The 20,017-nt window shown below is 60.0% G+C and carries 19 protein-coding genes and 1 other RNA gene; 4 read left to right on the top strand and 16 right to left on the bottom strand.

Translation table 11 applies throughout. The features are described 5' to 3' along the window. The 14 genes from NTD87_RS20265 to rsmI form a co-directional block, all read right to left on the bottom strand. A complete protein-coding gene (locus tag NTD87_RS20265; protein ID WP_262115961.1) occupies positions 1-981 on the bottom strand; it encodes a D-alanine--D-alanine ligase in 981 nt (326 codons plus the stop codon). Then, complete coding sequence (gene murC, locus NTD87_RS20260) at positions 978-2,438, bottom strand: UDP-N-acetylmuramate--L-alanine ligase (RefSeq protein ID WP_262115960.1); 1,461 nt, start codon at positions 2,436-2,438, stop codon at positions 978-980. The genes NTD87_RS20265 and murC overlap by 4 nt, the downstream gene beginning before the upstream one ends. Continuing rightward, entirely contained in the window at positions 2,431-3,501 is a 1,071-nt protein-coding gene (gene murG, locus NTD87_RS20255) for an undecaprenyldiphospho-muramoylpentapeptide beta-N-acetylglucosaminyltransferase (protein WP_262115959.1), read from the bottom strand. The genes murC and murG overlap by 8 nt, the downstream gene beginning before the upstream one ends. Further along, entirely contained in the window at positions 3,491-4,708 is a 1,218-nt protein-coding gene (gene ftsW / locus NTD87_RS20250) for a putative lipid II flippase FtsW (RefSeq protein ID WP_410017502.1), read from the bottom strand. The genes murG and ftsW overlap by 11 nt, the downstream gene beginning before the upstream one ends. Next, a complete protein-coding gene (murD, locus tag NTD87_RS20245; RefSeq protein WP_262115958.1) occupies positions 4,705-6,051 on the bottom strand; it encodes a UDP-N-acetylmuramoyl-L-alanine--D-glutamate ligase in 1,347 nt (448 codons plus the stop codon). Before murD ends, ftsW begins: the two co-directional genes overlap by 4 nt. Positions 6,052-6,056: 5 nt before the next feature. Further along, positions 6,057-7,139, bottom strand: a complete 1,083-nt coding sequence (mraY, locus tag NTD87_RS20240; protein ID WP_262115957.1) for a phospho-N-acetylmuramoyl-pentapeptide-transferase — start codon at positions 7,137-7,139, stop codon at positions 6,057-6,059. Next, on the bottom strand, positions 7,139-8,506 hold the full coding sequence (gene murF / locus NTD87_RS20235) for a UDP-N-acetylmuramoyl-tripeptide--D-alanyl-D-alanine ligase (protein ID WP_262115956.1): 1,368 nt from the start codon (positions 8,504-8,506) through the stop codon (positions 7,139-7,141). Before murF ends, mraY begins: the two co-directional genes overlap by 1 nt. Then, positions 8,499-9,962 (bottom strand): UDP-N-acetylmuramoyl-L-alanyl-D-glutamate--2,6-diaminopimelate ligase, encoded by a 1,464-nt coding sequence (locus NTD87_RS20230; RefSeq protein ID WP_262115955.1) that lies wholly within the window; start codon positions 9,960-9,962, stop codon positions 8,499-8,501. Before NTD87_RS20230 ends, murF begins: the two co-directional genes overlap by 8 nt. Beyond that, a complete protein-coding gene (locus tag NTD87_RS20225; RefSeq protein ID WP_262116051.1) occupies positions 9,962-11,701 on the bottom strand; it encodes a peptidoglycan D,D-transpeptidase FtsI family protein in 1,740 nt (579 codons plus the stop codon). The genes NTD87_RS20230 and NTD87_RS20225 overlap by 1 nt, the downstream gene beginning before the upstream one ends. Next, complete coding sequence (ftsL, locus tag NTD87_RS20220; protein ID WP_262115954.1) at positions 11,701-11,994, bottom strand: cell division protein FtsL; 294 nt, start codon at positions 11,992-11,994, stop codon at positions 11,701-11,703. The genes NTD87_RS20225 and ftsL overlap by 1 nt, the downstream gene beginning before the upstream one ends. Beyond that, entirely contained in the window at positions 11,991-12,938 is a 948-nt protein-coding gene (gene rsmH, locus NTD87_RS20215; protein ID WP_410017501.1) for a 16S rRNA (cytosine(1402)-N(4))-methyltransferase RsmH, read from the bottom strand. The genes ftsL and rsmH overlap by 4 nt, the downstream gene beginning before the upstream one ends. Next, positions 12,935-13,390, bottom strand: a complete 456-nt coding sequence (gene mraZ, locus NTD87_RS20210) for a division/cell wall cluster transcriptional repressor MraZ (protein ID WP_019693566.1) — start codon at positions 13,388-13,390, stop codon at positions 12,935-12,937. The genes rsmH and mraZ overlap by 4 nt, the downstream gene beginning before the upstream one ends. A gap of 540 nt (positions 13,391-13,930) precedes the next feature. Then, positions 13,931-14,284: RNase P RNA component class A (gene rnpB / locus NTD87_RS20205), an RNA gene on the bottom strand. Positions 14,285-14,359: 75 nt separating this feature from the next. After that, entirely contained in the window at positions 14,360-15,232 is an 873-nt protein-coding gene (gene rsmI / locus NTD87_RS20200; protein ID WP_262115953.1) for a 16S rRNA (cytidine(1402)-2'-O)-methyltransferase, read from the bottom strand. A 208-nt stretch (positions 15,233-15,440) separates the two neighbouring features. On the opposite strand from rsmI, the gene NTD87_RS20195 reads away from it, so the two are divergent. From NTD87_RS20195 to NTD87_RS20180, 4 genes are all read left to right on the top strand, one after another. After that, complete coding sequence (locus NTD87_RS20195) at positions 15,441-17,252, top strand: penicillin-binding protein activator (RefSeq protein WP_262115952.1); 1,812 nt, start codon at positions 15,441-15,443, stop codon at positions 17,250-17,252. Then, positions 17,252-17,614 (top strand): YraN family protein, encoded by a 363-nt coding sequence (locus NTD87_RS20190; protein ID WP_262115951.1) that lies wholly within the window; start codon positions 17,252-17,254, stop codon positions 17,612-17,614. The genes NTD87_RS20195 and NTD87_RS20190 overlap by 1 nt, the downstream gene beginning before the upstream one ends. Before the next feature lie 101 nt (positions 17,615-17,715). Beyond that, on the top strand, positions 17,716-18,309 hold the full coding sequence (locus tag NTD87_RS20185) for a phosphoheptose isomerase (RefSeq protein WP_007904374.1): 594 nt from the start codon (positions 17,716-17,718) through the stop codon (positions 18,307-18,309). Further along, complete coding sequence (locus NTD87_RS20180) at positions 18,306-18,884, top strand: BON domain-containing protein (protein WP_262115950.1); 579 nt, start codon at positions 18,306-18,308, stop codon at positions 18,882-18,884. The genes NTD87_RS20185 and NTD87_RS20180 overlap by 4 nt, the downstream gene beginning before the upstream one ends. Positions 18,885-18,938: 54 nt before the next feature. On the opposite strand, the gene NTD87_RS20175 is transcribed toward NTD87_RS20180, so the two are convergent. Together NTD87_RS20175 and NTD87_RS20170 are read right to left on the bottom strand one after the other, a co-directional pair. Further along, entirely contained in the window at positions 18,939-19,349 is a 411-nt protein-coding gene (locus tag NTD87_RS20175) for a ClpXP protease specificity-enhancing factor (RefSeq protein WP_262115949.1), read from the bottom strand. Positions 19,350-19,365: 16 nt separating this feature from the next. After that, on the bottom strand, positions 19,366-19,983 hold the full coding sequence (locus tag NTD87_RS20170) for a glutathione S-transferase N-terminal domain-containing protein (protein ID WP_262115948.1): 618 nt from the start codon (positions 19,981-19,983) through the stop codon (positions 19,366-19,368). Between the last annotated feature and the right edge of the window lie 34 nt (positions 19,984-20,017).

The raw sequence follows: 20,017 nt of genomic DNA, 5'->3' as shown, positions 1-20,017 counted from the left end.
TTAACCTCGCGGCTCTTTGTTACTGGCAGCGTTACCGGCAACACTTGCCGCCAGGATCGCCAACACCAACTGTTGGAAATCCAGACCGGCGGCTCGTGCGGCCATTGGGACCAGACTGTGATCGGTCATGCCCGGTGCGGTGTTGACTTCCAGGAACCAGAACTGCCCATCGGCGTCCTGCATCACGTCAGCCCGTCCCCAACCGGCGATACCCAGCGCCTCACAGGCTTTCGCCGTGAGGTCCATGAGTTCTTGTTCTTTGGCGCTATCGAGGCCGCACGGGATCCGGTACTGGGTATCGGAAGCCAGGTACTTGGCGTCGTAGTCATAGAAAGTGTGTGGCGTGCCCAGAGCGATCGGTGGCAACACCTGATCACGCAGGGTGGCGATGGTGAACTCCGGACCTTGAATCCATTGCTCGACCAACACTTGCGAATCGTAGGTACTGGCGTCTTTCCAGGCTTCGATCAATTCAGACGCCGAAGTCACTTTGGCCATACCGATACTTGAACCTTCATGCGCCGGTTTGACGATCAAAGGGAAGCCCAGTTCCGTCGCCGCCAAAATACAGTCGGCTTCGCTGCTCAGCACCGCGTGACGTGGCGTCGGAATACCCAGGCTGTGCCAGACCTGTTTGGTCCGCAGCTTGTCCATGGCCAGCGCCGAGGCAAGGATGCCGCTGCCGGTGTAGGGAATCCCTGCGCATTCGAGCAGACCCTGCATGCTGCCGTCTTCACCGCCACGACCGTGGAGAATGATGAAGGCGCGGTCGATTTTTTCATTCAGCAGGCGCTGCAGGAAATCGTCGCCGACGTCGATGCCGAACGCATCCACGCCAGCGGATTGCAGGGCTTCGAGCACCGCGTTACCGGATTTCAACGAAACCGCACGCTCGGCGCTTTTGCCACCGAACAGCACGGCCACACGACCGAAGTCTTTCGGGGCGATGGTCGAGAACAGGTTGGCGTAGGCAGCAGTCATTTCAACTTCCCTTCGTTAGGAGCGACAACGGCACCCGCGAACAACGGACTATTCAACAGTTTCGGTGCAAGACCGCCGATATCACCGGCGCCCTGGCACAGCAGAATGTCGCCGGCACGCAGCAGTGGCTTGACCAGCGGCGCGAGGTCGACGCCGCGCTCGATGTAGATCGGGTCGAGCTGACCGCGCTGGCGGATGCTGTTGCACAACTTGCGACTGTCGGCGCCCGGGATCGGCTCTTCGCCGGCCGGATAGACTTCCATCAGCAGCAAGACGTTGGCGTCGGCCAGGACATTGACGAAATCGTCGTACAGGTCGCGGGTGCGGCTGTAACGGTGCGGCTGGTAGACCATCACCAGACGGCGATCCGGCCAGCCACCGCGCACGGCCTTGATCACCGCAGCCACTTCGGTCGGGTGGTGACCGTAGTCGTCCACCAGCATCACGTGGCCGTCTTCGACCGGCAGCTCGCCGTAGACCTGGAAGCGTCGGCCAACACCCTGGAAGCCCGACAGCCCCTGAACGATGGCTTCATCGCTGACGCACTCGTCGGTCGCGATGCAGATGGTCGCCAGGGAGTTCAGTACGTTGTGGTTGCCCGGCATATTGACCGAGACATCCAGCGGCTCACGATCAGGACGCAGCACGGTGAAGAAGGTCTGCATGCCTTGCTGGCGAACATTGATCGCACGCACGTCGGCGTCTTCGCTGAAGCCGTAGGTCATGGTCGGACGTTTGACCAGCGGCAGGATTTCACGCACCACCGGGTCGTCCAGGCACATCACCGCCAGACCGTAGAACGGCAGGTTGTGGAGGAATTCGACGAAGGTTTTCTTCAGTTTGTTGAAGTCACCGTCGTAGGTCGCCATGTGATCGGCGTCGATGTTGGTGACCACCGCCACCAGCGGCTGCAAGTGCAGGAAGCTGGCGTCGCTTTCGTCGGCTTCGGCGATCAGGTAGCGGCTGGTGCCCAGCTGGGCATTGGTGCCCGCTGCATTCAGGCGGCCGCCGATCACGAAGGTCGGATCCAGACCACCGGCCGCGAACACCGAAGCGATCAGGCTGGTGGTGGTGGTTTTACCGTGAGTACCGGCGACGGCGATGCCGTGGCGGTAGCGCATCAGCTCAGCCAGCATTTCGGCACGCGGCACCACGGGAATACGACGCTCCAGGGCCGTCGCGACTTCCGGGTTGGATGTGTTCACCGCGCTGGACACCACCAGCACATCGGCGCTCGCGCTGTTCTCGGCGCGGTGGCCGATAAAGATCTGTGCGCCGAACGATTCGAGACGCTCGGTCACCGGCGAAGCTTTCAGGTCGGAACCGGACACTTGATAGCCCAGGTTCAGCAGCACTTCGGCAATCCCGCACATGCCCACACCGCCGATTCCGACGAAGTGAATGCGACGGATGCGGCGCATTTCCGGTTGCGGCATGGCTTTCTGATTCTCAACCATGAACCACCTCCAGGCAGATATCGACCACGTTGCGGGTTGCATCAGGTTTGGCCAGGCGACGAGCGGCGCCAGCCATGTCGTTGAGTCGTTGCGGTTGCATCAAGACCTCTGTCAGGCGTGCAGCGAGATCCGCTGCGCCAGTCGTTCTTTGCGGCATCAGGAAGGCAGCGCCTTCACGAGCCAAATAATCGGCATTGCGGGTCTGGTGATCGTCGATCGCGTGGGGCAAAGGCACCAGCATCGAGGGCAGACCGGCAGCAGCCAGCTCACTGACAGTCAGCGCGCCTGCGCGACAGACCACCAGGTCGGCCCAGCCATAGGCTTGGGCCATGTCTTTGATGAAAGGCTGCACTTGCGCCTCGACACCGGCAGTGCGATAGCGCTCGGCAGTCACTTCATCGTGGTTTTTGCCGGCCTGATGAAACACTTCCGGGCGCAGTTCAGCAGGAACCAGCGACAGGGCTTCAGGCAGCAATTTGTTCAACGGCTCTGCCCCCAGGCTTCCGCCCAGGATCAGCAAACGCGCTTTGCGTCCGGCCAGGGCTGGACGCGGTGTATCGAGGAACAACTCGGTGCGCACCGGGTTACCGGTGGTGCGCCGGCTGCCACTGGCAGCAAAGGTGTCCGGGAAAGCTTCGCAGACTCGCGCGGCCAGCGGCACCAGCAACCGATTGGCGGTACCGGCCACGGCGTTCTGCTCATGAACGATGACCGGCACACCGGTCAATTTGGCCGCTACGCCGCCGGGACCTGTGACATATCCGCCAAAGCCCAGTACGCAGATCGGCTGCACCTGACGAATGACCGCACGCGCCTGCCAGATCGCCTTGAGCAATACAAAAGGTGCCTTGAGCAGCGACAGCTTGCTCTTGCCACGCAGGCCGCTGACGTTGATCAAGTGCAACGGCAGACCCGCCGCCGGAACCAATTCGTTTTCGATCCCGCGTGGCGTCCCGAGCCAGTGCACGGTGTAACCGCGCGCCTGAAACTCGCGAGCGCAAGCCAGCGCCGGGAACACGTGGCCACCGGTGCCGCCCGCCATGATCAGCACGTTAGCGCCCATGAGTCGGCTCCTCGGCGAAGTCGCTCTCACTGAACTCCATCTCTTCGCTGCCCAAGTGGGTTCGACTCTCCCATTCGATACGCAGCAACAAGCCAAGACAGGCGCAGCAGATCACCAACGAACTGCCGCCGTAACTGAGGAACGGCAAGGTCAGACCCTTGGTCGGCAGCAGGCCGACGTTCACCCCGATGTTGATCAGGAACTGACCGATCCACAGGAACGACAGGCCGTAGGCGACGTAAGCGGCGAAGAATTGCTTGGCCTTTTCTGCCCACAAACCGATGTACATGCCACGAATACAGACAAAGACGAACAGTGCGACCGTGCACAAGGAACCCACGGCACCCAGTTCTTCGGCCAGGACCGAGAACACGAAGTCGGTGTGGGCTTCCGGCAGGTAGAACTGTTTCTGCACGCTGTTGCCCAGGCCAACGCCCAACCATTCACCGCGACCGAAGGCGATCAATGCTTGAGACAACTGATAGCCGGCACCGAACTGGTCGGCCCATGGATCCGCAAAGTTGGTCAGGCGCGCCATTCGATACGGTTGCACTTGAATCAACAACACCACCGCCGCGACAGCCAGGACAACCATCAAGGAAAAACGGAACAGCCCGACTCCGCCCAGGAACAGCATCGCCGCAGCCGCCGCCATCATCACGACGGTGGCACCGAAGTCCGGCTCCATCAGCAACAGACCCGCCATCGGCAGCAACACGATGAACGGCTTGAAGAAACCCATCCAGCTTTCACGTACTTCTTTTTGGCGACGCACCAGATAACCGGCGAGGTAGATCACCACGAACACCTTGGCAATCTCGGAAGGCTGAACGTTGAAGAAACTGAAGCCGATCCAGCGCATCGAACCGTTCACTTCGCGGCCGATCCCCGGGACGATCACCATCACCAGCAAACCGAACGCACCAATCAGCATCAGCCAGCCCAGGCGTTGCCAGGTGGCGATCGGGATCATCATGGTGACGATGCAGGCACCCAAGCCGAGCACGATGTAAATCAGGTGACGAATCATGTAATACAGGGCACTGCCCGACTGCACCGCCGCCACTTCGGTCGATGCCGAGGCGATCATGACCAGCCCCAGCCCCAGCAACGCCAGGCAACCGGCGAGCATCGGGAAGTCGAGGTCGATACCGCGCCCGGTGATGATCGGCGACGGGTACGGCTTGATGATGTTTCTCAAGCTCATGCCAAGTCCTCCACGGCCCGGGCGAACAAGTGCCCACGCTCTTCGTAGTTCTTGAACATGTCGAAACTGGCGCAAGCCGGCGACAGCAGCACGGCATCGCCTGGCTGGGCGATGGCACGGCATTGCTCGACCGCTTCGATCAACGAGTTGACGCGAATCAGTGGCACGGCATCGCCAATGGCCTGGCCAATCAGCTCGGAATCACGGCCCATCAACACCACGGCGCGGCAGTTGGCCGCGACCGGATCACGCAGATCCTTGAACTCGGCACCTTTGCCGTCGCCACCGGCGATCAGCACCAGTTTGCCTTCGATGTCCGCACCCAGGCCTTCGATGGCGGCCAGAGCGGCGCCCACGTTGGTGGCTTTGGAATCGTTGTAGTAGCTCACGCCATCCAGATCACGGACCCACTGGCAGCGATGCTCAAGCCCGGCGAAGGTGCGCAGGCTCGACAGCATGGCGTCGAATGGCAGGCCAACCGCATGCCCCAGGGCCAGGGCCGCGAGGGCGTTGGACTGGTTGTGAGCGCCGCGAATTTTCAGCTCGCGCACCGGCATCAGGTTCTGGAATTCGAAGGCCAGGTACTTCTCGCCATTCTCCTCGCGCAGACCAAAGGCCTTGAAGTCGGGCTTGCTCAGACCGAAGGTCCAGCACGGCAGGCCCTCCCCCATCAACGGACGGCTCAGCGCATCCTGACGATTGACCACTACTTGCTTCGCACCACGGAAGATCCGGTGCTTGGCCAGGTGATACGCCGGCAGGCCGCTGTAACGGTCCATATGGTCTTCGCTGACGTTCAGCACGGTGGCCACTTCGGCGCCCAGATGATCGGTGGTCTCCAGCTGGAAGCTCGAGAGTTCCATCACGTACAGCTCAACGTCGTCACTCAGCAGGTCGAGTGCCGGGGTACCGAGGTTGCCGCCCACCGCCACGCGCTTGCCGGCAGCGGCCGCCATTTCGCCGACCAGGGTGGTCACGGTGCTTTTCGCGTTGGAACCGCTGATGGCAACAATCGGCGCCTTCGCGTTACGCGCGAACAGCTCGATATCACCGGACAGCTTCACGCCACGGGCCGCAGCCGCTTGCAGGGCCGGAGTCGCCAAAGCCAGGCCCGGGCTCACGTAGAGCTCGTCGGCACGGCAGAGGAATTCGACATCCAGCTCGCCACAACGCACTTCCACGTGCGGATAGTCACGGCGCAGCGTGACCAGTTCCGGTGGATTTTCCCGCGTATCGGCGACGGCGAACGACACGCCCCGGTCCGCCAGGAAGCGAACCAGGGACATGCCGCTCTTGCCGAGGCCGACAACGATGCGGAAGTGGTCAGAAGCGATCAGAGACACTCGTTCTACCTCAGCTTCAGGGTGGCAAGGCCGACCAGTACGAGAATCACGGTGATGATCCAGAAACGGACGATCACGCGTGGCTCGGGCCAGCCCTTGAGTTCAAAGTGGTGGTGAATCGGTGCCATGCGAAACACGCGGCGACCGGTCAGTTTGAAAGAGGCAACCTGGATGACCACCGACAGGGTTTCCATCACGAACACACCGCCCATGATGAACAGGACGATTTCCTGACGCACGATCACGGCGATGGTGCCCAGGGCCGCGCCCAGCGCCAGTGCGCCGACGTCGCCCATGAAGACTTGAGCTGGATAAGTGTTGAACCAGAGGAAACCCAGGCCCGCCCCGATCAACGCGCCGCAGAACACGATCAGTTCACCTGCGCCCGGTACATAAGGGATCAGCAGGTACTCGGCGAATTTCACGTTACCCGACAGGTAGCAGAAGATCCCCAGCGCGCCGCCGACCATCACGGTTGGCATGATCGCCAGGCCGTCGAGACCGTCGGTCAGGTTGACTGCGTTGCTGGAGCCAACGATCACGAAGTAGGTCAGGACGATGAAGCCTGCGCCCAGCGGAATGCTGTAGTCCTTGAGCATCGGCAGAATCAGGGTCGTTTCCACCGGCGACGTTGCGGTCATATAAAGAAAGATCGCCGCGCCGAGGCCGAACACCGACTGCCAGAAGTATTTCCAGCGGCTCGGCAAGCCACGGGAGTTCTTCTCGATCACTTTGCGGTAATCATCGACCCAGCCAATAGCACCGAACAGCAGGGTAACCAGCAGTACAACCCAGACATAACGGTTGTGCAGGTCAGCCCAGAGCAAGGTGCTGACGCCGATGGCGGTCAAAATCAGTGCGCCGCCCATGGTCGGAGTACCCGACTTGGACAAGTGCGATTGCGGGCCGTCATTGCGGACCGACTGACCGATCTGGCGGTTCTGCAAGGTGCGGATCATCCATGGACCCAGGCACAGCGACAACGACAATGCAGTCAGCACACCGAGAATCCCGCGCAGGGTCAGGTACTGAAAGACCGCGAAGCCTTTGTAGAACTGTTGCAGATACTCCGCTAACAACAGCAGCATTAATGTTTCTCCCCGCTCGAACCGCACAAAGCCGCAACGACGTTTTCCATCGCAGCGCTTCGCGAGCCCTTGATCAAAATAGTGGTGTTTGTATCGTGTTCGGCGCCCAGCGCCGCGATCAGATCAGCCTGACTGGCAAAGTGACGAGCCTGCTCACCGAAGGCTGCGACGGCATGCGCCATCATCGGGCCAACGGCGTAAAGCGCGGAAACCTTGCCGCTGGCGTACGCGCCAACGTCACGGTGCCCCTGCTCCGCCCACTCGCCCAACTCGCCAATATCTCCGAGCACCAGAACGGTGCGGCCGGAAAAGCCGGCAAGTATATCAATGGCCGCGCACATTGAGGCGGGGTTCGCGTTGTAAGTGTCATCAATCACGCGCATGCCGTTGGTCGCCAGTTGTGCGACGGCACGGCCCTTGACCGGTTGCACCGCGTTCAGCCCCGTGGCAATACCGAACAGCGACACGCCCAAGGCATGGGCAGCCGCCGCGGCGGCCAAAGCATTGGCAACGTTGTGGTTGCCGAGCAGGTTCAACTGAACATGCTCGACACCCTGCGGGCTGTGCAGCTTGAATGACGGGCAACCGCGTGCGTCACGGTCCAGATCGCTGGCGTGGAAATCGGCACGGCTGTCGTTCAGGGCAAAGCTCAGCACCTGGCGACCGGCGGCACGTTTCTTCCAGATATCAAAAGCCTTGTCGTCGAGATTCAAAACGGCGACGCCATCGGCGTCCAGCCCTTCCAGAATCTCGCCCTTGGCTTCAACAATTTTTTCCGGCCCGCCGAACTCACCGACGTGGGCGGTCCCGGCGTTGTTGAGCACGGCCACATGCGGCTTGGTCATGCCGACGGTGTAGGCAATCTCGCCGATCCGCGAAGCACCGAGTTCGATGACGGCCGCGGTGTGCTCCGCGGCCAGTTCGAGCAGGGTCAGCGGAACGCCGAGGTCATTGTTCAGGTTGCCACGGGTCGCCAGTACCGGCCCACGCGTGCGCAGAATGCTCGCGAGCATTTCCTTGACGGTGGTTTTACCGCTGGAACCGGTGATTGCCGCGACCGGGTTCGAATAGGCCGCACGGTTCAGCGCGCCGAGTTCGCCCAAGGCCTGACGGGTGTCCTTGACCAACAACTGCGGCAACGTGGAGTTCGCCACTTCACGCTCGACCAACGCCCCAACCGCGCCTTTGGCCGCTACGTCGTTCAGGTAGTCATGACCGTCGAAACGCGGCCCGGTCAGGGCGACAAACAACTGACCCGGCTTGATCGCCCGGCTGTCGATGCTGACGCCATCAAAGCTGCAATCGGCAGCCAGGAGGCGGCCGGCCAATGGGCCAGCCACTTCGCTCAGCTTCAAGGCTTTAAGCATGAGCCACCTCCCACGCGGTCAAGGCGCGATCGGCCTCCACCAGATCGGAGAAGTCGTGGCGTTCGCCGTTGATTTCCTGATAGTCCTCGTGACCTTTGCCGGCCAGGACAATCACGTCATCCGCCGAAGCGCTGGCGATCAACTGGGCAATTGCCTGACCACGGCCGGCGACGAAACGCACGTTATCCACAGCCGTGAAACCGGCGCGGATGTCGTCGAAAATCTGTGCGGGGTCTTCGCTACGCGGGTTGTCATCGGTGACCAGTACACCATCCGCCAGGCGCTCGACCACTTCGGCCATCAGCGGACGCTTGCCGCGATCACGATCACCGCCGCAACCAAACAGGCAGAGCAATTTGCCCTTGGCGTGTGGACGCAGGGCCATCAAGACTTTTTCCAGCGCATCCGGGGTGTGGGCGTAATCGACCACCACCAGCGGCTGAGTGCCGCCGCCCAGGCGTTGCATGCGACCGGCCGGGCCTTCGAGTATTGGCAGGACACGGAGGATTTCATCCAGCGGGTAATCCAGGCCGATCAAGGCGCCGACAGCGGCCAGCACGTTGCTCAGGTTGAAGCGACCGAGCAAGGCACTGCGCAAATGGTGTTCGCCCTGTGGCGTCACCAACGTAGCGCGCACGCCTTCGTCGTCAAACTGCGCTTCACGGCAATACAGGTAGGCGCTGGAGTCTTCCAAGCTGTAAGTGATCACCCGTGACTCACCCTCTTCAGCTGCCAGTTGCCGACCGAACTCATCGTCGAGGTTGATCACCCGGCACTTCAGGTCGTTCCAGCTAAACAGCTTGGCCTTGGCCTCGCCGTAGGCTTGCATGGTCCCGTGATAATCCAGGTGATCGCGTGACAGGTTGGTCATCACCGCCACATCGAACGCCAGTGCGCTGACGCGCCCTTGGTCCAGACCGTGGGACGATACTTCCATGGCCACCGCTTTGGCGCCGGCCTTTTTCAGGTCGGCCAGGGTTGCCTGTACGGCAATCGGGTTCGGTGTGGTGTGCAGGCCACTTTCCAGTGCACCGTAGAAACCGGTGCCCAGGGTGCCAACGATGCCGCAGTGCTGCCCCAGCAGGTCCAGCGCCTGCGCGACCAGTTGGGTCACGCTGGTTTTGCCGTTGGTGCCGGTCACGCCAATCAGGTTCAGGTTACGGCTCGGGTCGCCATAAAAACGCCCGGCGATGTCCGACAGCTGCGCGGCCAGGCCTTTGACCGGAATCAGCGGCACATCGGTAATCGGCAGAACAGTGGCGCCTTCGACTTCGTAGGCGACGGCTGCGGCGCCGCGCTGCAAGGCATCGGCAATGTGCGTACGGCCGTCGAACCTGGCGCCAGGGACGGCCAGAAACAGGTCGCCTGCACGGACATTACGGCTGTCCAGGGTCAGTTCGCGAATCAGTAGATCACGGCCAGCGTGGGCGAAAATCTTGTTCAGGCTAAGGGACATCAGCCGCGCCCTCCATTGGCTTTGACAGGGGTGACAGGGGCCGCGCTGGCTTGCTGAGTAGTCGGCAGGTTGTCTGGGGTGACGTTCATCAGACGCAGGGTTCCGGACATCACTTTGCTGAACACCGGTGCCGAAACCAGACCACCGAAGTAGCCGGCCTTGCTCGGTTCATCGATAACCACAACGATCGCGTAGCGCGGGTCGCTCATCGGGCCAAAACCTGCGAACAGCGAGCGATAGGAATTCTCGGCGTAGCCTTTGGTGCCCACCGATGTCTTACGTGCCGTACCTGACTTGCCAGCGACGTGATAGGCCGGCACTTGCGCACGGAATACGCCACGTGGCGCTTCGATCACCTGCTGCAACATGCCCTGCATGGTTTTTGCCACGTTTTCCGGAATCACCTGAGTGGTTTGCGGCGCCTTGTCGGTCTTGATCAGGGTCAGCGGCGCGATGCGACCGTTGTTGGCCAGCGCCGAGAAGGCGTGGACCAGTTGAATGGCGGTCACCGAGATGCCGTAGCCGTACGACAACGTGGCCGTCTCGGCTTTGCGCCATTCGCGATAGTTCGGCAGGTTGCCGACACGCTCGCCCGGGAAGCCCAGGCCAGTGTCCTGACCGAGACCGACTTTCTGCGCCAGGCGGAAAATGGTTTCGCCGCCGATATCGAAGGCGACCTTACTCATGCCGACGTTACTGGAGTTGATCAGAATGCCGGTCAGGTCGAGCACCGGGCCTTCGGTCTTCGATACGTCCTTGATGGTGTACTTGCCAATCTGCAAGGAGCCCGGGTACACCTCGACGGTGTCGCTCGGTTTCCAGCGCCCGGTTTCCAGCGCGGCGCTCATGGAGATCGCTTTCATGGTCGAACCCGGTTCGAACACGTCGATCATCGCACGGTTACGCATCATTGCCGGTTGCAGGTAACGACGGTTGTTCGGGTTGTAGGTCGGCTGGTTGACCATGGCGAGGATCTCGCCGGTCTTGACGTCCATGATCACCAGACTGCCGGCCTTGGCGCCGTTCTCGATGATCGCGTTGCGCAGCTCGCGGTTTGCCAGGTACTGCAGGCGCAGGTCAATCGACAACGCCAAGGGCTTGCCAGCCTTGGCGTTTTTGGTCACCTGAACATCTTTGATCAGTCTGCCGCGCCGGTCCTTGATGACCTGACGCTTGCCGGCGACACCGGCCAGCCATTCGTCGTAAGCCAGCTCCACGCCTTCACGCCCGTGGTCATCGATGTCGGTAAAGCCGACCATGTGCGCGGTGACTTCACCGGCCGGATAAAAACGCCGGAACTCTTCGATGCCGTAAACGCCCGGCACTTTCAGATCGAGCACGACCTGACCCTGCTCGGGGGTCAGCCCGCGCACCAGATAGATGAATTCTTTATTGGCCTGGGCTTCAAGACGTTCGGTCAGGGCTTTAGGGTCTTGACCCAGCGCAGCCGCCAGTGCCGGCCACTTTTCCTTGGCCGTTTGCATTTCCTTGGCGTTGGCCCACAGGGTGGTGACCGGAGTACTCACGGCCAACGGCTCGCCGTTACGGTCGGTGATCAAACCACGGTGAGCCGGAATCGGGATGTGTCGAACACTGCGCGCATCGCCCTGACCAATCAGAAAGTCACGGTCGATCACTTGCAGGTCGATAATGCGCCAGGCGATGGCTGCCACCATGACGCCCAGCAAACCGAGCACTACGCGAAAACGCCACGGAAAGAGCGCTCCTTCGAGTTTCATCATGGCGCCACCATTCGTACTTCAGCGGCGCCGGGAATGCGCATCTTCAGTTGTTCGGTGGCCAAGACTTCGATGCGGCTGTGGGCAGTCCAGGTGCTCTGCTCGAGAATCAACCGGCCCCACTCTGCCTGCGCCTTGTCGCGCACGCTCAACTCGTTGAACAGCGAGTTCAGCAGTTGACGGTTCCAGTGCGCGCTGTAGGACACCGCAATCGCGGAAACCAGTACGCCGATAAAGAGCAGCAGCATGAAAAAGCTTCCGCCTGGAAGTGGCTTGGCGAAGAGCTTGCTCACCGAAGTTTCTCCGCGACACGCATGACGGCGCTACGGGAACGAGGGTTGGCTTTGAGCTCGGCTTCGCCGGCGAACTGCGGTTTGCCATGAATTTTGATTTTCGGCACAAAGGCTTCGAAACGTACCGGCAGGTTGCGCGGCAGGTTATCGGTTTCACCCTTGACCAGTTTGCGCATGAACAGTTTGACGATGCGGTCTTCCAGCGAGTGGAAGCTGATCACCACCAGACGACCACCGACTTCGAGGGCTTCCAGCGCGGCTTCGAGACCGGTCTCAAGATCGCCCAACTCGTTGTTGACGTGAATTCGCAGGCCCTGGAACGCACGAGTCGCCGGGTTCTTGCCCTTTTCCCAGGCAGGGTTGGCGACTTTCAGGACTTCAGCCAGATCGCCAGTGCGCTCGAAGGGCTTGATGTCACGGCGCTCGGCCACGGCACGGGCCATGCGACCGGAGAAACGCTCTTCACCGTATTCCTTGAACACGCGGGCAATTTCTTCGACAGGAGCGGTGTTGACGAACTCTGCCGCACTGATCCCGCGAGATGGGTCCATGCGCATGTCCAGCGGGCCGTCATTGAGGAAACTGAAGCCACGCTCCGGGTCATCGAGCTGCGGCGAAGACACGCCCAGATCGAGCAGAACGCCGCTGACCTTGCCGGCCAGGCCACGTTCGGCAACTTCCGATCCAAGCTCGGCAAAGCTGCGCTGCACAACGACAAAGCGGCCGTCTTCGGCCGCTAGCGTTTGCCCGGTGGCAATCGCCTGAGGATCTTTGTCGAACCCCAGCAACCGGCCATCGGGACCGAGCTGGCTGAGAATCAGACGGCTATGCCCGCCACGCCCGAACGTGCCATCCAGATAGCAGCCATCAGGGCGTACGGCGAGAGCCTCAACGGCTTCGTCAAGCAGTACGGTGATGTGGTTAAAGCCGCTATCAATAGTCACAGGATCAAATCACGCAGTTCATCAGGCATGGCGCCCGGTTGTTGAATAGCAGCCAGGTCAGCGGCAGAAACCGCATCCCAGGCATCCTCGTCCCACAATTGGAACTTGTTCAGTTGGCCTACCAGCATCGCGCGCTTATCCAACTTGGCGTATTCGCGCAGACGCGGTGGAACCAGAAAACGACCACTGCCGTCGAGTTCGAGGTCGACGGCATTACCAATCAGCAAACGTTGCAAACGGCGGTTCTCTTCGCGAAGCGAAGGCAGTGCGCGCAGTTTGGTTTCAATCAGCTCCCACTCATCGAGTGGGTAAACACACAAACAAGGATCAACGGCATCAATTGTGACAATTAATTGCCCGGAACTTCGCGAAACGAGCTCGTCACGATACCGGCTCGGCATGGCGAGACGGCCTTTTGCATCGAGACTGATAGCGTTAGCTCCACGAAACACGTCAGCGTTTCTCCAAATTTTAGCGTTTTACGCTCAAAAAACCCACTTCATGCCACTTTCCACCACTTGCGCACACTATAGGAATGCGCCCACCACACCGTCAAGGCGCGGATTAAAGGAAAACCCTTACAGATCGGAGATTTAGCGCTGTAAAAGAAGGGGTTGTGAGTATTTGGCGGATGATTTAGCTCGATAACTTGAACCAGCACTGATGGCTACGTTCAGAAGTTAAAGTGATTTGTTAAGAGTAAGATTTTTTCGGTATTACAAAAGCGCTTCTGCCACTGATTCAAGCAGGGAGGGAATTGGCCACTACCTGGGTGATGCGACTAACGGTTCAAGCGCTGGCTAATCGGTATTACACAACCCTTCTGCCACTGATTCAAGCAGGGAGGGATTGGCCACTACCTGGGTGATGCGACCAACGGTTCAAGCGCTGGCTAATCGGGATTACTAAACCCCTTCTGCTATTGATACTGCGAGAAGGGAAATTGCCATTACAAACGCTCTGCTCAGCAATTCAAGCAGAGAGGGGAAAAGGTGGAGAGTCGATCTGTAAGCCGGGTTCTGTCTTGAACAGTCATTCGTCTACGATGGCCATCACTGGACATCTTTAGCAACCTACCCGGTCCCAGCGCGGGCCACGCCTTGGGACCCTATTTGGTCTTGCTCCAAGTGGGGTTTACCTAGCCACGAACTGTTGCCAGTCGTGCGGTGCGCTCTTACCGCACCTTTTCACCCTTACCGGCACCGAAGTGCTTAGGCGGTTATTTTCTGTGGCACTTTCCGTAGGCTCACGCCTCCCAGGCATTACCTGGCACTTCGCCCTATGGAGCCCGGACTTTCCTCCCCCCCCTAATTTTCATAGAGGGCAGCGACTGTCCAATCGACTCTCCGCCGCAAAGGTTAACGGCAGAGCGCCCGAAGAACAAGCGATAAAAGCCTTTTGCCGCTCTACAGCCCGCGTTTTTACTCGCTTTTCTGTTGATCCAGGGCGACCTGATAGAGAACGTTCTTGCGCTCACCGGTTATTTGCGCCGCCAGCGCCGCGGCACGCTTGAGCGGCATTTCTTCGAGCAACAGATTGAGAATACGCATTGCCTCGCTACTCACCGCCTCCTCACTCTCCGGCGCCGACCAGCCCGCTACCAACACCACGCACTCGCCGCGCTGCTGATTGCTATCGTTTTCGACGAAGGCTCGCAACTCAGCCAACGGTAGCCCCTTGAGGGTTTCGAAGGTTTTGGTCAGCTCGCGAGCGAGCAAGGCCGGACGTTCTGCACCGAACACCTGCTCCATATCCTGCAAGCATTCAAGAATCCGGTGCGGTGCTTCGTAAAAAATCAGCGTGCGCGGTTCTTCCTTTATGGACTCCAGGCGCGCACGGCGACCCACGGTCTTGGCCGGCAAAAAACCTTCGAAGATGAACCGGTCAGACGGCAGCCCCGCCGCAGACAACGCCGCAATCAGCGCGCAGGCACCGGGAACCGGTACTACATTGATTCCTGCCGCCCGCGCCTGACGCACCAGGTGATAACCCGGATCAGAGATCAGCGGCGTACCCGCATCAGAGATCAACGCCACGTTGTCACCAGCCAGCAAACGCGTGATAAAGCGACTGCCTTCGTCACGCTCGTTGTGCTCATGACATGCTGCCAGTGGCGTGGCGATCCCGAAATGTTGCATCAACCGCATGGAGTGACGCGTGTCTTCAGCAGCGATCAACGCCACCTCACGCAAGATTTTCAGCGCCCGCGCACTGATATCGTCCAGGTTGCCGATGGGCGTCGCCACCACATAAAGCGAGCCAGCAACGGAATTCAAAGCACCTGGAGCAGTCAAAGCGCACACCTCATGATCGGTAAAACCGGCATTGTAGCGCGTAGAAGTGCATTGAATGCGCGCAGCTATCATCTTGCGGCCCGGCCTTTTGTTGAGCTGCGTAACATTTACACGACCTAAATTGAACGTTTAACGCCAGTAACATCGCGCCCCGGCCAGTGCTTGGGTACAATTCCACGCTAATTTGATCGAGTATCAGGAACATTACATGATCGCTTGCCTGCGGCTGTTCTCTGCCCTCTGCCTCGCTGCCCTGTTGGCGGCTTGCGCCAGCTCGCCCTCGTCCAGCCTTGGCGACCTTCCACGGACCACGGATGCCAGTATCGAGCAATTGCTCGAACAGGCAGCCACCAGCAAAACTCCGGAAAAGGCTGCCCTGTTGCGCCTGAGCGCGGCAGACCTGGCCTACCGCCAGGGCAATGCCGGCCAGTCCGGACAAATCCTTCAACAGGTCCCGATGGACCAGTTGAAGCCTGGCCAACAGGTTTTCGCCAGCACCCTGGCCGCCGAACTGGCGATGACTCGCAATCAACCCAAGGCGGCGCTGACTGCCCTGAGCCATCCGAGCCTGCAACGCCTGAGTGAGCTGCCGGTCGAACAGCAAGTGCGCACCGGCACCGTCCATGCCCGCGCCCTTGAAGCTGACGGCCAGATCCTGGCTGCCGCCCGCGAGCGCATTTTTATCGCCCCACTGCTCAGCGGCGACGCGGCCAGCAAAAACCATGAGGCCATCTGGGCACTTATTTCGTCCCTGCCGACCGACCAACTGCAACCCATCACCACCGACGACCTCGGCGGGTGGATGAGTCTGGCCGTGGCGGTGAAAAACGCGAGCACGCTGGAACAGCAACAGGCCGCTATCGACAACTGGCGCGCCCAGCACCCTAAACACCCTGCCGCAATTGTGCTGCCACTGCCCCTGACCAAACTCAAGGAACTGGCCAGCCAACCGGTCAGCAAGATCGGTCTGCTGCTGCCGCAGGACGGCCCGCTTGCTTCGGTCGCCAAAGCCCTGCGCGAAGGGTTCATGGCCGCTCACTACCAGGCTCAACAAGCCGGGCAGAAGCCGCCAGCCATCGAGTTCTATGACAGCTCGCGCCTGACCTCGCTGGACGACTTTTATCGCAAGGCACAAGCCGACGGCGTGCAACTGGTCATCGGCCCGCTGGAAAAACCGCTGGTCAAACAACTCAGCGCTCGCCCGCAACTGCCCATCACCACCCTGGCGTTGAACTACAGCGAAGGCGAACAAGGTCCGGCCCAATTGTTCCAGTTTGGCTTGGCTGCCGAAGACGAAGCGCGCGAAGTCTCCCGTCGTGCACGTGCCGATGGCCTGCATCGCGCTGCGGCCCTGGTGCCGAAAGGCGAATGGGGTGATCGCGTGCTCAAAGCCTTCCGTCAGGATTGGGAAGCCAACGGCGGCACCGTCGTGGGTATCGAACGTGTTGATCAGCCTGTGGCCCTGGCCCAGCAAATCGCCGACCTGTTCCAGCTGCGCCAGAGCGAAGGTCGCGCCAAGAGCTTGCAAAGCACCGTAGGTTCGCAGCTGGCTGCACAGCCATCGCGCCGTCAGGATATCGAGTTCATTTTCCTCGCCTCGACACCGCAACAAGCCCAGCAGATCAAGCCAACGCTGAACTTCCAATACGCGGGTGACGTACCGGTTTACGCCACATCCCACGTGTTCAGTGCCAGCGGCGACCAGAACCAGTACAACGACATGAACGGCATTCGCTTCTGCGAAACCCCATGGCTGCTGGATGCCAACGACCCACTGCGCAGACAAGTGACCACACAATGGCCACAAGCTGCTGGCAGCCTGGGCCGTCTGTACGCAATGGGTGTCGACGCCTATCGTCTGGCTCCGCGCCTGGCTCAGCTCAAGGCTCTGTCGGCCAGCTCCATCGAAGGTCAGTCGGGCACCCTGAGCATGACGTCGTCGCAACGCATTCAACGTCAACTGCCATGGGCACAGTTCGTCAACGGCCAGGTTCAACGCCTGCCTGACACACCACGCTGATGCCCGACAGGTCACGCCAACAAAGCGGTCGAGAAGCTGAAAGCCAGGCGCTCAAGCATCTCCAGCAACACGGTCTGCGCCTCCTGGCGCAGAACTGGTTGTGCAAACGCGGCGAGCTTGATCTGGTCATGCTTGACGGCGATACAGTAGTATTCGTCGAAGTCCGCTACAGACAAAACACCCAATGGGGTGGCGCGCTCGGCAGCATCGATGCGCGCAAGCGTCAGAAACTGATACTCGCCGCGCAGTATTTTCTGCAGCGCGAGTCGCGCTGGGCCAATTACCCCTGCCGTTTCGATGTAGTTGCCATAGACAGCAGCGCGGCTCATTTGAACTGGCTAAGGAATGCCTTTGACAGCTGACAGCTCAAAGGCAAGGCCGATCTTCACTCAACACTTTTGCTCTTTGCTTTGCGGGCTGCACATTGCTGTGCCACCAAGCCGCGCTACTTAAGGTCACACAGATGGACATGCAATCCCGAATTCGCCAGCTTTTTCAGGCCAGTATCGATACCAAGCAACAGGCGATGGACGTACTTGCACCGCACATCGAGCAAGCCAGCCAAGTGATGGTCAACGCCCTGCTCAACGAAGGCAAAATGCTCTCGTGCGGCAACGGTGGTTCGGCCGGTGACGCCCAGCACTTCTCCTCCGAGCTGCTCAACCGCTTCGAGCGCGAGCGCCCGAGCCTGCCGGCCATTGCACTGACCACCGACAGCTCGACGATCACCTCGATCGCCAACGACTACAGCTACAACGAAATCTTCTCCAAACAGATCCGCGCGCTTGGCCAACCCGGCGACGTACTGCTGGCGATCTCCACCAGCGGCAACTCGGCAAACATTATTCAAGCGATCCAGGCCGCACATGATCGTGAAATGATTGTCGTAGCATTGACTGGGCGCGATGGCGGCGGCATGGCTTCGCTGTTATTGCCCGAAGACGTTGAAATTCGCGTACCGGCCAATGTCACTGCACGTATTCAGGAAGTCCACCTGCTGGCGATCCACTGTCTTTGTGACTTGATCGACAGCCAACTGTTCGGGAGTGAAGAATGACCCTTAATCGCCTTGGCCTTCTGGCCTTGACTCTAAGCCTGGGCATCAGCGGCTGCACCTCGGTAATCACCGCGAGCCGCGAAGCCCCCATTGAAGACGATCGCGGAACCCGCACTCTCGGCAGCAAGATCGACGACTCCCTGATCGAAACCAAGGTCGGCGTGAACGTGGCCAAGGCCAACCCGGACCTGGAGAATGGCTCGCACATCATCGTCACCACCTTCAACGGTGTCGTGCTGCTTGCCGGGCAAACGCCACGCCCGGACCTCAAGGAACTGGCCGGGCAAGCCGCCGCTGCGGTTCAGCGGGTCAAGACCGTACACAACGAACTGCAAGTGATGCCGCCTTCGTCGATACTGGCCCGCAATAACGATGCCTGGCTGACCACCAAGATCAAAACCCAGATGCTCACCGACAACAGCATTCCAGCCTCGCGCATCAAGGTCGTGACCGAGAACGGTATCGTCTACTTGCTGGGCCTTGTGACCAAGCAGGAAGCAGACCAGGCCACCAACCTGGTGCAAGGCGTTTCAGGCGTACAAAAGATTGTGAAACTGTTCGAGTACATCGACTGATGTAACCCGATTGGCAGGCACAAAAAAGGCGATCCATCCGGATCGCCTTTTTTATTACTTCACTACCTTCAAGCTTGGCCGGCCGCTGGGACGCGGTGGCTCGCTGTCGGGTGGCGGAAGATCATCCTCCGGCTCGATCTCTTCGTCGTCCATAGGCGATTCCAGATCAAACACCATGCCCTGACCGTTCTCCCGGGCGTAAATACCCAGGATCGCGGCGATAGGCACGTACAGCGTATGCGGCACGCCACCGAAGCGCCCTTCAAAGCTGACCGCATCGTTGTCCATATGCAGATGACGCACAGCGGCAGGCGATACGTTCAGGACGATCTGTCCGTCACTGGCAAAGCCTTGCGGCACCTGCACTGACGGGTACTCGGAATTGACCAGCATGTGCGGGGTGCAATCGTTGTCCACAATCCACTCATAGAGCGCGCGGACCAAATAAGGTCGACTGGAGTTCATAGCGGCTCCTTAAGCCTCAGCGCATATCGCGTTCGACACCAGACAGACTCGCCTGGAAAGCCTCACGCGCAAACTGGCGCTCCATATAATCAAGCAGCGGCTTGGCTGGCCGCGGCAGTTCAATACCCATAATCGGTAAACGCCAGAGTATTGGCAGTAGGCAACAATCCACCAGACTTTGTTCCTCACTTAAGAAAAACGGCTTGTCGGCGAACAGCGGCGAAACGCCAGTCAGGCTTTCACGCAACTCTTTACGAGCCTGCACACGTGCCGGCTCTTTGGTCCGCGAATCCAGAATCAGATCCACCAGCACACACCAGTCACGCTGAATACGGTGAATCAGCAGACGGCTGTTGGCACGCGCCACTGGATAAACCGGCAGCAAAGGTGGATGCGGGTAACGCTCATCCAGATATTCCATCACCACGGTCGACTCCCACAACGCCAGGTCACGATCGACCAGGGTGGGCAAGCTGCCGTAAGGGTTCACTTCGATCAGTTTTGGCGGATGACGACCCGCCTCCACACTGATGATCTCGGCGCTGACACCCTTCTCTGCCAGTACGATGCGCACTCGGTGGGAATAGTGGTCGGCGGGGTCGGAGTAACAGGCCAACCGATTGGTCACGCCCATGGCGGTCCTCCTCGCTTGTTGAAATTATCGGGAG

The sequence above is a fragment of the Pseudomonas sp. 6D_7.1_Bac1 genome (assembly GCF_025465945.1).
Taxonomy (GTDB): domain Bacteria; phylum Pseudomonadota; class Gammaproteobacteria; order Pseudomonadales; family Pseudomonadaceae; genus Aquipseudomonas.
The sequence above is the reverse complement of the archived record's forward strand: the minus strand, read 5'-3'. Positions and strand labels throughout refer to the sequence as shown.

What these genes read in the sequence shown, in the direction of transcription:
- NTD87_RS20265 (WP_262115961.1), bottom strand. Translation starts at nt 981, where the DNA reads ATGACTGCTGCCTACGCCAACCTGTTCTCGACCATCGCCCCGAAAGAC.
- murC (WP_262115960.1), bottom strand. Translation starts at nt 2,438, where the DNA reads ATGGTTGAGAATCAGAAAGCCATGCCGCAACCGGAAATGCGCCGCATC.
- murG (WP_262115959.1), bottom strand. Translation starts at nt 3,501, where the DNA reads ATGGGCGCTAACGTGCTGATCATGGCGGGCGGCACCGGTGGCCACGTG.
- ftsW (WP_410017502.1), bottom strand. Translation starts at nt 4,708, where the DNA reads ATGAGCTTGAGAAACATCATCAAGCCGTACCCGTCGCCGATCATCACC.
- mraY (WP_262115957.1), bottom strand. Translation starts at nt 7,139, where the DNA reads ATGCTGCTGTTGTTAGCGGAGTATCTGCAACAGTTCTACAAAGGCTTC.
- murF (WP_262115956.1), bottom strand. Translation starts at nt 8,506, where the DNA reads ATGCTTAAAGCCTTGAAGCTGAGCGAAGTGGCTGGCCCATTGGCCGGC.
- NTD87_RS20230 (WP_262115955.1), bottom strand. Translation starts at nt 9,962, where the DNA reads ATGTCCCTTAGCCTGAACAAGATTTTCGCCCACGCTGGCCGTGATCTA.
- NTD87_RS20225 (WP_262116051.1), bottom strand. Translation starts at nt 11,701, where the DNA reads ATGAAACTCGAAGGAGCGCTCTTTCCGTGGCGTTTTCGCGTAGTGCTC.
- NTD87_RS20195 (WP_262115952.1), top strand. Translation starts at nt 15,441, where the DNA reads ATGATCGCTTGCCTGCGGCTGTTCTCTGCCCTCTGCCTCGCTGCCCTG.
- NTD87_RS20190 (WP_262115951.1), top strand. Translation starts at nt 17,252, where the DNA reads ATGCCCGACAGGTCACGCCAACAAAGCGGTCGAGAAGCTGAAAGCCAG.
- NTD87_RS20185 (WP_007904374.1), top strand. Translation starts at nt 17,716, where the DNA reads ATGGACATGCAATCCCGAATTCGCCAGCTTTTTCAGGCCAGTATCGAT.
- NTD87_RS20180 (WP_262115950.1), top strand. Translation starts at nt 18,306, where the DNA reads ATGACCCTTAATCGCCTTGGCCTTCTGGCCTTGACTCTAAGCCTGGGC.
- NTD87_RS20175 (WP_262115949.1), bottom strand. Translation starts at nt 19,349, where the DNA reads ATGAACTCCAGTCGACCTTATTTGGTCCGCGCGCTCTATGAGTGGATT.
- NTD87_RS20170 (WP_262115948.1), bottom strand. Translation starts at nt 19,983, where the DNA reads ATGGGCGTGACCAATCGGTTGGCCTGTTACTCCGACCCCGCCGACCAC.